Source organism: Mannheimia bovis (assembly GCF_014541205.1).
GTDB lineage: Bacteria > Pseudomonadota > Gammaproteobacteria > Enterobacterales > Pasteurellaceae > Mannheimia > Mannheimia bovis.
In genome coordinates this window covers 710,813-723,710 of record NZ_CP061280.1, presented here as the reverse complement: position 1 = coordinate 723,710, position 12,898 = coordinate 710,813, and the positions used below count along the sequence as shown (strand labels likewise).

The window sequence follows — 12,898 nt, the reverse complement described above, 5'->3', positions numbered from 1 at the left end:
ACTGCCCTGAATTTTAGCACAAAACCGCCAACCTTTGCAGATTGGCAAAACTTTTCATTTTAATTTAAGGAACCAAAATGACCGATAAAGCACAACCGGCAGCCAATATTGATGTCGTAGCAGAAACCGAAAAAGTGATCGACAAAGTGAGTAGTATGAACTTTGAGACGATACTCAATGAATGGATTATCCCTTACGGTACTAAGATTTTACTTGCCATTGCGATTTTTGTCGTCGGTAAATTCTTAGCTCGTATCATTAGTAATTTATTAGGCAAAGCGGCATTAAAATCAACCAAAGATGAAATGCTACAAAGCTTTATTTCCTCTATTAGCTATTTCTTATTGCTCTTAATTGTCGTGATTGCCTCGCTTTCACAAATCGGCATTAATACCAGTTCATTAGTCGCATTAATCGGTGCGGCTGGCTTAGCCATTGGCTTATCACTGCAAAATTCATTACAAAACTTCGCAGCTGGCGTAATGTTGCTTATTTTCAAACCATTCCGTAAGGGCGATTTAATCGAAACAAGCGGAATGACGGGAGTAGTTGAGCAAATGGGTTTATTGGTTTTAGAACTTCGTACCGGCGATAACAAAACCGTGTTATTACCAAACGGCAAAGTATTCTCAGACAGTATTGTGAACTATTCAAACAACCCAACCCGCCGTATTGATTTTACCTTTGATATTTCTTACGATTCTAATATCAAAGAAGCCAAAGAGATTATTGAGCGTATTTTAGAAACGAATGAATATGTTCTAAAAGAGCCGAAACCTGTTGTTGCTGTAGGTGCTTTAGCGGCAAATAGTGTACAACTGGTTGTTCGTCCTTGGGTTCAAACGCCAAACTATTGGTCTGCTTATTGGGAAATTACCGAGCAAATCAAATTAGCATTTGATAATGCAGGTGTGGAAATCCCTTATAATCAAATGGAATTACATATTAAAAACAACTTGTTAGATAATAAAGAACAAGAGAAGTATTAAACAAGCGGTCTTTTTTCAATAAAATTTTGCAAATTGAAAGCGAAGGTTTATACTTTAGCTAAATGACTTAAGAACAGGAGCATATTATGCGTATTGATACCTCTGAGCTTTGCGATCTTTATTCTGACCAAGTGGATGTTGTTGAACCGATTTTTTCAAGCTTCGGTGGAGCATCATCATTTTTCGGTAAAATTACCACCGTTAAATGTTTTGAAAGCAATGGTTTAATTGCCGAAGTATTAGAAGAAGAAGGTGAAGGGCGTGTATTATTAGTTGATGGTGGCGGTGCAGTTCGCCGTGCATTAATTGATGCGGAGCTAGCTCAACTGGCAGTGGATAACGGCTGGGAAGGAATTATCGTTTATGGTGCTGTTCGTCAGTTAGATATTTTAGAAAGATTAGATATCGGCATTCACGCACTCGCTCCAATTCCTGTGGGAGCAGATAATACCGATATTGGCGAAGTGGATACGCCGGTTAATTTTGGTGGTGTAACTTTCTTCCCTGAAGATTATGTATATGCTGATTTAACTGGTATTATTCTTTCGCAAGAATTGTTGGATTTAAACGAAATTAGCGAATAATTTGCAAAAAATTCACAAAAACCGACCGCTTGGTCGGTTTTTTTATTAAGGAAATCGTTAGAAGTTTAAATAAAAATCTTGCGTGAGTTGTTTAAATTCAGATGTATAGCGATTATTCAGATCGTAAATCACCAGTTCTTTTTGTTCGCACACTTTACTTTGCAAACAGAAGCTCACAATACTTCGCTTCGGCTCTTTACCTACTTTAGTAAAAATCGACCACTGCTCAATACAATACAAACCGATATTGGGACTTTGTGAAATGAGTTTTTCTGCCGCTTCTGTGGGTAAAATCATTGTAATTCTACCACTTTGGGCTAACCAGCTTTTTGCTTGTTTTAACCAATCAAAATGGCTGGCAGCATTTACCGAACGAGCTAGATCTCGTGCTTCAGTTCTCGTTGCTAAAGAATCTTCAAAATAAGGGGGATTGCTGACAATTAAGTCAAATTTCTGCTCAAACTGTTGCTGCATTACATCACCTTGTAAAACCGTAATACGATTTGACCACGCAGAATTTTCAGCATTTTTGACCGCTTGTTGGTAAGCATTTGGCTCAAGTTCTAGTGCTGTAATTTTACAATTGTTGTTTGTGCGTTGAGCAAGCATTACTGCAATCAAGCCAGAACCTGTGCCTAAATCTAAGATTTGCTGAACATTTTTGATGTGAGCAATTGCCCCAAGCAAAATGCCATCAGTATTGACCTTCATCGCACATTTATCGTGCTGAATAAAAAACTGTTTAAATTGAAAACCGTTCGACATCACTTTATTTCAACAATAAAAAACCCCGATAGGTATTATCGGGGTTAATTCGGATGATTGCAAATTAGTTACAAGAACAGCCTTTTGCATAGTTGGTGCAGTCTGCACAAGCAGCAGTGAACATCCACACTAATTTTTCTTGCTCTTTGATGTAATCGCTCATTTGAGAAGCAGTACCTTCATCGTTTGCTTCGTTTGCAATCGCAAGAATATCACGTTGCTGACCTAAAAGGGTTTTGAAACCGTCTAATGTACCATATAAACACTCTTGAGCCGCTGATACACCGATGTGTTCTTTGATTTGTGATTGCGTTAAGTATTGGCTGAAACCGTTGTTTGGTGTATGCCCTAAAGTTAGGATACGCTCTGCGATTTCATCAATTTTAGCAACTAAATCATCATAAATTTCTTCAAATTTTGCGTGTAATTCAAAGAAGTTTACCCCACGCACATTCCAGTGGTAACCACGCACATTGGTATAAAACACTTGATAAGTGGCTAATAAACCGTTTAATTCATCTGCTAATTTTTTTGCGACTTCTCTATCTAAACCGATATTTGACATTGCCATAATATGCTCCTGTTATTAATAATTAATTGTTCAAATTAAACTGCATATCGCCTATTTAATTTAGGGCTATATTACTACTCAAATAGCAAAGTGGCAAATGGTTATAATATATACTTATCATAGCCATAACCTATCATAAACCACAAGTTGAATGATAATGGCTATCAAATTTATTTTTATTCTTTCGGTGCAACTTCTTCAATTGGGATAGATTGCTTACCTTCTGCCTCTTCAGCTTTTGGGGTTGGATTATTTTCTTTCTTCAGTGAAAGAGCGTCCCACACACTTGGTTTAGCCGCAACCACGGTGCCTGTGCTGGTACAATAACGCTGTCCTTTATCACGCCAAACAGGAATTTGTCTGCCGCTGTCGCAATTCCAACTACCGTAGCTGTTGATCCCTACCCATTGCATCGTATCGAGTTTTGGTAATTTGTACGCCTGCGGTAACGCACGTTCCAAATATTGCTTATAAACATATAACGCACCGCTTGAACCCGTTAGATTGGTATCCGTATTGTTATCTTTACCCAGCCATACAGTAGTAACGTGTTCACCATCAACTCCTACAAACCAAGTATCCCTTGCATTATTCGTTGTCCCTGTTTTACCTGCTAATTTTAACTTTGCAAAGTCATTTTGCAAACTACGAGCAGTACCGCGTTCTACCACTTGTTGCATTGCATACATCGTTTGCACCGCAGCTTCCGGTGGGAGTACTTGCTCGCTCGCTTTACTATTATCACGTTGATAGAACATCTCGCCATTATGAGAAATAATTGCCTCAATCGTCGTTAATGGTGTTTTTAACCCTTCATTTGCAATCACTTGGTAAGAACGTGTTACATCATAAGGTGAAATCGAGTAAGAACCTAATAATGTTGATGGATATGGCGGAATTTCTGCATTATTCCACCCCATCTCTTTTTGCTTAGCAATCACTTTCTTCAAGCCCACTTTCATACCGATATTAACTGTTGGAATATTCAGTGAGCGAACGAGAGCATCCATAAACATTACCGAGCCACTAAAGCTGCGATCATAGTTACGAGGTGTCCAATAGGTTGAGCCAACTTTAATCGAAATCTGTTTATTCTGAATCGGTGTATTTAAGCGGAACAGTTCAGGTTGAGCCAACGCAATTGCATAAATAGACGGTTTAACCAAAGAACCAATCTGACGTTTTGACTGAATAGCACGGTTAAAACCGGCAAATTGGGTTAAACGGTCACCCACAATCGCACGCACTTTACCTGTGCGGTATTCTGCCACCACAATAGCAGATTGCAGATCGGTGATTTTTTTATCTTTGCTCTCTAAATCTTCTAAGCCAATAATAACTGCTTGTTCTGCTGAACGCTGCTGTTTACGGTCTAGGGTTGTAAAAATTTTCGTACCGGAAAGTTGGGCTGATTTCACCTCGCCCAATTCATTTTTCAAATCAAGCGTTAATGCCTGCATAAAGGCAGGTTGCTCACGATAAATTGTGCCCTTTTCACGCACATTTAACGGGCGAGTGCTTAAAAGCTCATAAAGTTCTTGGTTAATGACTTGGTGTTCAAGTAATAAACGCAGTACTACATTGCGACGTTCTGTTGCACCCTGTGGATTTCGCCACGGATTATACAGTGATGGACCTTTTACCATACCTACTAACAAAGCAATTTGGTCAAGGCTGATCTCTTGAATAGGGCGACCAAAATAGAATTGACTTGCCAATGCAAAGCCGTGAATTTGATAGCTACCGTTCTGCCCTAAATAAATTTCATTCAGATAGGTTTCTAAAATGCGGTTTTTATCGTAGCGGAAGTCTAAAATCACTGACATCAAGGCTTCATTGATTTTACGCACGAGCGATCTTTCATTAGTTAAAAACAAGTTTTTAACTAACTGTTGCGTTAGAGTACTTCCACCTTGAACGGTTCTGCCTGCTTGATAGTTAGTAATTAATGCACGAGCAATCCCCATTGTGCTAATGCCATCGTGCTGATAAAAGCGACGATCTTCAGTTAAAATCAGCGATTCAATCAATAAACGAGGGTATTCTTGTAGCTTTAATGCTTGGCGTTCTTCATCACTATCCGAATGCAACATCGCAAGTAATTTCGGATCGAGGCGGAACTCTTCAATTAATTTCGCCTGCACCAGATCTTCAATATAAGTTAATTTATCTTCTTTGAAGGTTAAACGCAGGACACGTTGAGCTTCCGGCGTTTCGGGGAAGCGAAAAGCACGGCGTAGCAACACTAAACGATTTTCTTCAATTTTGAAATCACCCGGTGTGGCAACCTGTGAAACTTGACGATAGCCGTTATCTAACAATGCCTGTTTAGTCTGCTCAAGCGTTAAATTATCTTCAATTTTAATACTTTCAATACGAGCATAAACCTCAGCAGGCAACTCCCATACTTGCCCATCCATTTTGCTGCGGATTTTGCCATCTAAGTAAATACCGTAAAAGGCAACACTACAAGCCCCAATCAATCCGAGTTTGAATAGAGTAGTAAGAATGTAGCTTCTTTTTTTCGGTTTACGCTCGGGCTCTTCTTGATTATGCTCGTTTAGATCAACGTCTGACATAAAATTAACTTAAAATTAGAAAAGGCAAGCGGTCAGATTTTGCAAAAAATTTACAAAAAACAACCGCTTGTATTAGCATAAATTACGGATTACGGCGGAATTTGCTGAAGTCCGGCTCACGTTTTTCATTAAACGCATTACGTCCTTCTTGACCTTCTTCCGTCATATAGAACAACATTGTGGCATTGCCTGCTAACTCTTGTAAGCCTGCTTGACCATCACAGTCTGCATTTAACGCCGCTTTCAAGCAACGTAAAGCAATCGGGCTGTTTTGTAACATTTCACGACACCAACGTACGGTCTCTTTCTCTAAATCAGCATAAGGCACAACGGTGTTTACTAAGCCCATATCTAATGCTTCTTGAGCATTGTATTGACGGCATAAGAACCAAATTTCACGGGCTTTTTTCTGACCAACAAGGCGAGCCATATAACTTGCTCCCCAACCACCATCAAATGAGCCCACTTTAGGACCTGTTTGACCGAATTTTGCATTATCTGCGGCAATCGTTAAATCACATAGCATATGCAGAACGTGTCCGCCACCAATCGCATAACCGGCAACCATTGCTACCACCGGTTTCGGACAGGTACGAATATCACGTTGGAAATCCAACACGTTTAAGTGATGAACGCCGCTCTCATCTTTATAACCGCCGTAGTCGCCACGCACTTTTTGGTCGCCACCCGCACAGAATGCATATTCGCCTTCACCGGTTAATACGATAACTCCGATTTTTTCATCAAAACGAGCATCAGAAAATGCTTCGATCATCTCTTTTACCGTGTGCGGACGAAAAGCGTTACGTACTTCCGGGCGATTGATGGTAATTTTTGCGATACCGTCTGCCGATTTGTGGTAGCGAATATCGGTATAACCTTCGCTGCAGTCCACCCATTCAACCGGTGCATATAAAAATTCTTCGCTTGGATATAACATTGCTTAATTCCTTTAAAAATAGTCAAAAAATTGTTGTGATTATAACGGAATCAATAGAAAAAGAAAATTTGTCTAAGATCCTTATTTTTTGTGATCCCCCTCACAATTTCACACATTCCCCATTGCCGTATTTTATAACTGAATTAATGTATTAGAATTTCTGCATATCTGACATTGAGGTTGTTATGTCATTACCCAATTATTACCAAGATCCAAGTGTGTTAAACATTAATCGCATTCCGCACCACGCCTATTTTATTCCGTTTAAAAAAGGGCAAACGCCTAACCAATTAGAGCGAGAGAAATCACATCAATTTAGGTTACTCAATGGCAAGTGGGATTTTAATTTTTATGAAAGCCTTCACGATCTCCCCGATGATTTCCTAAACATAGCCTTTTCTCACAAAATACCTGTTCCGTCTAACTGGCAAACGCAGGGTTTTGATGCTCACCAATACACCAACATCAACTACCCAATTCCGTTCGATCCGCCTTATGTGCCTCACGATAATCCGTGTGGCGTTTATCGGTGTGAAATCGAATTTGAACCAAAAGCAGATAAGCGTTATTTGCTCAACTTCGAGGGTGTGGATTCTTGCTTGTTTGTATATCTGAACGGCGAATTTGTCGGCTACGGGCAAATTAGCCACAGTACAAATGAATTTGAGATTACCCAACACTTGAAACAAGGTAAAAATAGCCTTGTGGTCGTGGTGCTGAAATGGTGCGATGGCAGCTATTTGGAAGATCAAGACAAATTCAGAATGTCGGGGATTTTCCGAGATGTCTATATTTTGGAACGTGAGCAAAATTATCTACAAGATTTCTTTATTCAATATCAGCTTAGTGAAGATTTAAGCCAAGCCCATTTAAGCGTAGAAACCCAATTTGCCAATCAGCCTGAAGAAGTGCATTTTCAACTTTTTGATCCGCAAGGCAATCTAGTTTTAGATCAAACAAGCGGTGATTTTTCTGCAGAAATTTGCAATTTAACGTTATGGAATGCGGAAGAGCCAAAACTCTATACATTGCAATTGAGCTATCAAACCGAAATCATCGAGCAGAAAATCGGCTTCCGCCAAATTCAAGTAAAAAACGGCGTACTGTTATTTAACAACAAGCCAATAAAATTCAAAGGCGTGAACCGCCACGATTCCGATCCGAAAACCGGCTATGCCATTAGCCATGAGCAAGCCTTAATTGATTTGCGTTTGATGAAAGAACATAACATAAACGCAATCCGCACTGCCCACTACCCTAACTCACCGTGGTTCACCGAATTGTGCGATCAGCTTGGTTTTTATGTGATTGCAGAAAGCGATATTGAATCACACGGCTCAAGTGCGGTTTATATTGAAAGCCCTGAAAACAGTATTTTCCTAAACGTACCAACCCCAAATAGACAGGAAGAAATCCGCCAACAAGCGATCGATAATTTCTGTTATTTTGCACGAGATCCTAATTTTAAGAACGCTATTTTAGATCGCAATATTGCCAATGTGGAACGAGATAAAAACCGCACTTCGGTCATCATCTGGTCTTTGGGTAACGAATCGGGTTTTGGTGAAAATTTTGAAGCAGCTGCCCGTTGGGTGAAAGAGCGAGATCCAAGCCGTTTAACCCATTATGAAGGCTCGATTTACCAACATTCCGCTCATCAAAACGATCTCTCTAACTTAGATTTATACAGCGAAATGTACCCAAGCACCGAACGGCTTGATGAATATTTTGCCGATCCGAACAATTGCAAGCCGTTTATTCTATGCGAATACTCACACGCAATGGGTAACTCTTGTGGCGATATGGAAGATTATTGGCAGACTTTCCAACAATATGCAGGTTCTTGCGGCGGCTTTGTATGGGAATGGTGTGACCACGCTCCTCTGCTACCAAATTCTGATAAATACGGCTACGGCGGCGACTTCGGTGAAACCCTGCACGACAGCAATTTCTGTATGGACGGTTTGGTTTCGCAACACCGCATTCCACACAGCAATTTGCTGGAAGTGAAAAATGTGAACCGCCCTGTACGTGCCGAGCTGAAAGAAGGTAAAGTTTGGCTGAAAAACTATTTAGATTTTACTAATCTTGCTGATTACCTTACTGTGCATTATCGCTTTAGTGAAAATGGCGAAACCGTGCAGCAAGGGCAACTTTTGGTAAATTGTGAGCCAAATCAGACCGCTTGTTTGCCGTTGGAATTGCCTACTCCGAGCGAAAAATTGCAGCTTTTAACCCTCGATTATTATGTGAATGAAAGCACATCGCTGCTTACCAAAGATCACCATTTGGGCTTTGATCAACTCGCTTTCACCGAAAAAATGGTAAAACCTGAGCTTCCTGTACGATCACAAGCGGTCATTTTTATCCAAAATTTTGCCAATGAATGGCAGATTGTAAATGGTGAATATCGCTACTGCTTCAACAAACTCAAAGGCATTTTCACTGCAATCGAGAAAAACGGCGTACCGATTATTGAACAGCCACTTGATTTCAACATCTGGCGAGCTCCAACCGATAACGATCGCTTAATCCGAGAGTTTTGGCAAAAAGCAGGCTACGATAAATGCTACACTCGTGCTTACCATACCGAACTTACGCAAGATGATAACGGTGTTACCATTGTGGCAAAATGCGGCATTGTAGCAACAGCTCAAAACCGAATTTTAACGTTGGAAGTGGTTTATCATATTTCGCTGACAGGTGAAATAACGATAAAAATCAAAGCCAAACGCCCAACCCATTTACCGTTTTTACCACGTTTCGGGCTGCGTTTCTTCCTGAATAAAACCAATAATCAAGTGGAATATTTTGGCTATGGCGAACGAGAAAGTTATATTGATAAACACCATTTAGCAAAGCTCGGCACTTATCGAACCAATGCAGCGGAAAACCATACAGACTACCTCAAACCACAGGAAAATGGCAGCCATTTTGGCACGCATTATGTGAAAGCAAAAGATCTCACGATCATTTCTGAACAGCCGTTTAGCTTTAACCTTTCGCCTTATACACAAGAGGAATTAACGGCAAAAAACCATAGTTATGATTTACAAGAGAGCGGTTCAACAATATTGTGCGTTGATTGTAAAATGAGCGGCATCGGTTCAAATTCCTGCGGTCCGAGCTTGAAAGAGCAATATCGGTTAAACGAAGAAAATGTTGACTGGAAAGTGAAAATAATATTGTAATCATAAGGGCGAATTGAAATTCGCCCTTACCTTTTAGAATAACAATATGCTTTATTGCAAAGCCTTTACTGCTTTTTTATAAACGTCTGACTGTTCCAATAAAATGCGAGCCGATTCACGCAATTTATCAATATCTTTTTCCGGCAAATAAAAAGAAGTAGGAATATTTAATACCTCTTTTTTCAATTGCCCATCAGGCAGTTCTTTTAAGCCTAAATTGACAAAAAACATCTCAATTTTAGTTTGCTGTTCGTTGGCATATTTATTCCAACTATCGCTAAATTGGCTATAGCGTTGAAGGTTAATTTGCGTGGTGCTATCAATAGGAACATTGACAATCGTATTCACCACATCTTTCAAGCCGGGTACATTGGCGGATTTATCAATTTCACTTGATACTTCATTTTGGGCATTCACGTTAATGACTATAACATTCTTAACACCCAGTTCTCCGGCACGTTTATACATATCTTCAATGCCGACTAAATCCGAAATATCCAATATCGCAGCCAAACCTAAGTTATCCGTTAGTCCGCCATCTACTAAATGGATAAATGGGCGTTCTTGGCTATCTTGATAAAAGCTCAGTGTATGTTCCGTTTCTTCAATCTGTTTGGTTTTTAAGCCATTAACCTCTTTTTCTTGCTCAATAAAGGCTTTCGGCAAGCTGAAATGACAATTTCCACCATTGTTATTCAATGTAAGTGGAGCAAAAATCAACGGCACAGAACTTGAAGCCGCCACGGCTCGAGCAATTTCCAAATCATTTAGATTAAGGCAAAGCCCATCAAAGGTTTCTTGAGTGAACGTAAGCTGTTGCCCGATATTCATATCTGTTGCACTGATTACTGCAAACGGTCCTTTGCGGTTTCTCACTAAATCGCCAAATTTTTTTCCTTTGTAAAGAGCTAAATTAAAGCGTTCTTGCAGTAAATCCCCTCGTCCAAATTGCGGTGAGCTTAAGCGAGGCAAATTAGAGACCGAAAACACTTCTGTAAGAATATCTTTTTGGAAATTCGATTTTAAAAAGTTATTCGCAAATTTAGGGATAATCGCTTTTCCCTCCAAGGCAAAATAAGTGGCTAACACCGAACCGCCCGACACACCAAAGGTCATATCAATATTATCTAATAACGTATTCCCCTTCTCTGTGCCTCTCATTTTTGCTTTTTGCAATTCCTCCAATACGCCATAACCCAGTGTGGCAGCCCGAGTGCCTCCGCCCGAAAACATTACAATAATAATGTTGCCGTCTTTAGCACTTTCTTTTAATACGCTCTTTTGGCGGTATCCGCTATCAAGATTAACTTGTTTAATTGTCTCAACGGGTTTATAAGTCACCAAGCTACAGGCAGATAATGTTGTTACTACAGCTAATATTGAAACAAATTTTATTTTCTTTAAAACAGACATAAGAACCTCTACATTAATGAGGACAGATTATAATGATTTTCCCGTACAAGCGGTTAAAAATAGCATAAAATTTGCAAGATTATTTATTATGAGTAAAGAGTAACTTTCACTATATAGGCTTTATTCTATAAACAGAAAGGGATAAAATAAGCAAAAATTTAGTTACTCTTTTAAGGAATGTATACAATGGCAAAACAAATCGCAGTATTAATCGGCAGCGGCAGCAAAACTTCATTTAGCAAATTAACCGTTAGCCACTTACAAAAAATGGCACCGGCAAGTATTCAATTAAACATTGTTGAAATTGCAGACTTACCACTTTATGACCGTGATTTAGACGAAAACAGCCCTACACAATACACCCGTGTGCGTGAAGCAGTGGCAAAAGCAGACGGTGTTTTATTCGTAACCCCTGAACACAATGCAGGCATTTCAGCAATGTTGAAAAATGCTATTGATGTGGTTTCTCGCCCAATGGGTGAAAGCAAATGGCTTGGCAAACCGGCAGGTATTGTAACTGTGGGAGCAAGTGCAGGCGGCGGTGTGCGTGTAGCAGATCAACTCCGTGCTATCACTTCTGGTGCATTCGTGAATATGCCTACTCTACCATTTGCATTAAATGTAGGTAACCTATTCGGTGGTGTATTTGCAGAAGATGGTGAAATTGCAAATGATGCGTTAAAAGGCTCAATGCAAAACTTCATTAATGCTTATGCTGATTTTGTAGAGAAATTTTAATTTTTCAAAATGATAAAGCCGTTTATCCCAACAGATAAACGGCTTTTTTATTCAATCACCACTATTTCATTTCTATTTGATGACATTTTGCAAAATATCTCTTAGCCAACGATGAACAATATCTTGCTCAGTCCGTTCGTGCCACGCCATCATCATCGTAAAGCCTTCAACTTCAATAGGCGGCATTTGCAAATGCACATTGGGTAAGGTTTTGGCTAAATGTTCAGGCAGCACAGCTACTAAATCTGAACCTTGTAACAGTTGTGGTAAAAGTGAAATATGATTTACCGAAACCATTACTTTGCGTTGTTTACCTAATTTTTGTAAGGCAATATCTGTTGCTCCGCTAAATTCACCACCGTTATAAGAAAGCATTGCAAACGGCAGTTCACAAAATTGTTCTAAGGTTAGTTTTTTATTGACTAAAGAGTGCGTATGGCTCATCGCACAAACATAACGCTCTTCATACAACACGGTTCTTGGCATATCCGCACTTAAATGCTGCTGACTAACCAATGCCAAATCAATTTTATTCTGCTCAAACAGCGTTTTGATATTCTGCCCTTGCACAGGCAATAGTGCCACCCGTACATTCGGAGCAAGGCGACGAAGGCGTAAAATCAGTGGCAGAGCAATAATTTGCTGCACATAATCCATTGCGGCAATACGGAGTGTCATCGTCAGTTTTTCCGGTTCTAACTTTGGTGGTTGCAACATCGTATTAATTTCTTGCAAAATTTTACGAGCAGTCTGCCCCAGTTGCAATGCTCGCTCAGTCGGCTGCATTCCGTGCTGCACTCGCACGAATAATTGGTCATTAAAACTCTCTCTTAACCGATTTAAAATTCCGCTCATTGCAGGTTGCGTAACCGAAAGCCGCTTCGCCGCTCGACTTACATTACATTCGTCTAACAATACGACAAAGGCTTTTAGTAAGTTTAAATCAAGGGTTCTAATATCGCTCATTGTTATACCTTAAATGAAATCAGAAAAATTAGAATGATAATAGCACTTTCAACTATCAGGAAAAACACAAGCGGTCAAAATGCGGTGGAAATTTGCAAAATTTTGGGGGATTTTGACCGCTTATCAATTCCCTTTTCCTGTCCATAATAAAATATGGCAAAA

10 protein-coding genes are annotated in these 12,898 nt (G+C 39.7%); 4 read left to right on the top strand and 6 right to left on the bottom strand.

The window, feature by feature from the left end; translation table 11 throughout:
- Positions 1-77: 77 nt before the first annotated feature.
- Together ICJ55_RS03755 and rraA are read left to right on the top strand one after the other, a co-directional pair.
- Positions 78-989 carry a mechanosensitive ion channel family protein gene (locus tag ICJ55_RS03755; protein WP_188157368.1) on the top strand — a complete coding sequence of 304 codons (912 nt, stop codon included), beginning with the start codon at positions 78-80 and terminating at the stop codon, positions 987-989.
- Positions 990-1,075: 86 nt separating this feature from the next.
- On the top strand, positions 1,076-1,573 hold the full coding sequence (rraA, locus tag ICJ55_RS03750; RefSeq protein WP_025235196.1) for a ribonuclease E activity regulator RraA: 498 nt from the start codon (positions 1,076-1,078) through the stop codon (positions 1,571-1,573).
- A gap of 57 nt (positions 1,574-1,630) precedes the next feature.
- On the opposite strand, the gene ICJ55_RS03745 is transcribed toward rraA, so the two are convergent.
- The 4 genes from ICJ55_RS03745 to menB all read right to left on the bottom strand — a co-directional run bounded on the left by ICJ55_RS03745 (position 1,631) and on the right by menB (position 6,428).
- Positions 1,631-2,338: a tRNA1(Val) (adenine(37)-N6)-methyltransferase gene (locus ICJ55_RS03745; RefSeq protein ID WP_188157367.1), complete on the bottom strand. Its 708-nt coding sequence runs from the start codon at positions 2,336-2,338 to the stop codon at positions 1,631-1,633.
- 64 nt (positions 2,339-2,402) lie between these two features.
- Positions 2,403-2,909: a Dps family protein gene (locus tag ICJ55_RS03740; RefSeq protein WP_188157366.1), complete on the bottom strand. Its 507-nt coding sequence runs from the start codon at positions 2,907-2,909 to the stop codon at positions 2,403-2,405.
- 176 nt (positions 2,910-3,085) lie between these two features.
- The gene (mrcB, locus tag ICJ55_RS03735; protein ID WP_188157365.1) at positions 3,086-5,488 is read right to left on the bottom strand and encodes a penicillin-binding protein 1B; all 2,403 of its coding nucleotides are present in this window, start codon (positions 5,486-5,488) and stop codon (positions 3,086-3,088) included.
- A gap of 82 nt (positions 5,489-5,570) precedes the next feature.
- Entirely contained in the window at positions 5,571-6,428 is an 858-nt protein-coding gene (gene menB, locus ICJ55_RS03730) for a 1,4-dihydroxy-2-naphthoyl-CoA synthase (RefSeq protein ID WP_188157364.1), read from the bottom strand.
- A 185-nt stretch (positions 6,429-6,613) separates the two neighbouring features.
- Here menB and ICJ55_RS03725 point away from each other — a divergent pair, with 185 nt between their 5' ends.
- The gene (locus ICJ55_RS03725; protein WP_188157363.1) at positions 6,614-9,619 is read left to right on the top strand and encodes a glycoside hydrolase family 2 TIM barrel-domain containing protein; all 3,006 of its coding nucleotides are present in this window, start codon (positions 6,614-6,616) and stop codon (positions 9,617-9,619) included.
- A gap of 51 nt (positions 9,620-9,670) precedes the next feature.
- Here the strand turns inward: ICJ55_RS03725 and ICJ55_RS03720 are convergent, their stop codons facing one another.
- Entirely contained in the window at positions 9,671-11,032 is a 1,362-nt protein-coding gene (locus ICJ55_RS03720) for a patatin-like phospholipase family protein (RefSeq protein ID WP_188157362.1), read from the bottom strand.
- Between the two features lie 186 nt (positions 11,033-11,218).
- On the opposite strand from ICJ55_RS03720, the gene ICJ55_RS03715 reads away from it, so the two are divergent.
- Positions 11,219-11,770, top strand: coding sequence for an NADPH-dependent FMN reductase (locus tag ICJ55_RS03715; RefSeq protein WP_188157361.1), 552 nt, complete (start codon positions 11,219-11,221; stop codon positions 11,768-11,770).
- A gap of 72 nt (positions 11,771-11,842) precedes the next feature.
- Here the strand turns inward: ICJ55_RS03715 and ICJ55_RS03710 are convergent, their stop codons facing one another.
- The gene (locus ICJ55_RS03710) at positions 11,843-12,736 is read right to left on the bottom strand and encodes a LysR family transcriptional regulator (RefSeq protein ID WP_188157360.1); all 894 of its coding nucleotides are present in this window, start codon (positions 12,734-12,736) and stop codon (positions 11,843-11,845) included.
- Positions 12,737-12,898 lie beyond the last annotated feature (162 nt).

Coding starts and splice junctions, on each gene's coding strand:
- ICJ55_RS03740 (WP_188157366.1), bottom strand. CDS start 2,909: ATGGCAATGTCAAATATCGGTTTAGATAGAGAAGTCGCAAAAAAATTA.
- menB (WP_188157364.1), bottom strand. CDS start 6,428: ATGTTATATCCAAGCGAAGAATTTTTATATGCACCGGTTGAATGGGTG.
- ICJ55_RS03715 (WP_188157361.1), top strand. CDS start 11,219: ATGGCAAAACAAATCGCAGTATTAATCGGCAGCGGCAGCAAAACTTCA.
- ICJ55_RS03725 (WP_188157363.1), top strand. CDS start 6,614: ATGTCATTACCCAATTATTACCAAGATCCAAGTGTGTTAAACATTAAT.
- ICJ55_RS03720 (WP_188157362.1), bottom strand. CDS start 11,032: ATGTCTGTTTTAAAGAAAATAAAATTTGTTTCAATATTAGCTGTAGTA.
- mrcB (WP_188157365.1), bottom strand. CDS start 5,488: ATGTCAGACGTTGATCTAAACGAGCATAATCAAGAAGAGCCCGAGCGT.
- ICJ55_RS03755 (WP_188157368.1), top strand. CDS start 78: ATGACCGATAAAGCACAACCGGCAGCCAATATTGATGTCGTAGCAGAA.
- ICJ55_RS03745 (WP_188157367.1), bottom strand. CDS start 2,338: ATGTCGAACGGTTTTCAATTTAAACAGTTTTTTATTCAGCACGATAAA.
- rraA (WP_025235196.1), top strand. CDS start 1,076: ATGCGTATTGATACCTCTGAGCTTTGCGATCTTTATTCTGACCAAGTG.
- ICJ55_RS03710 (WP_188157360.1), bottom strand. CDS start 12,736: ATGAGCGATATTAGAACCCTTGATTTAAACTTACTAAAAGCCTTTGTC.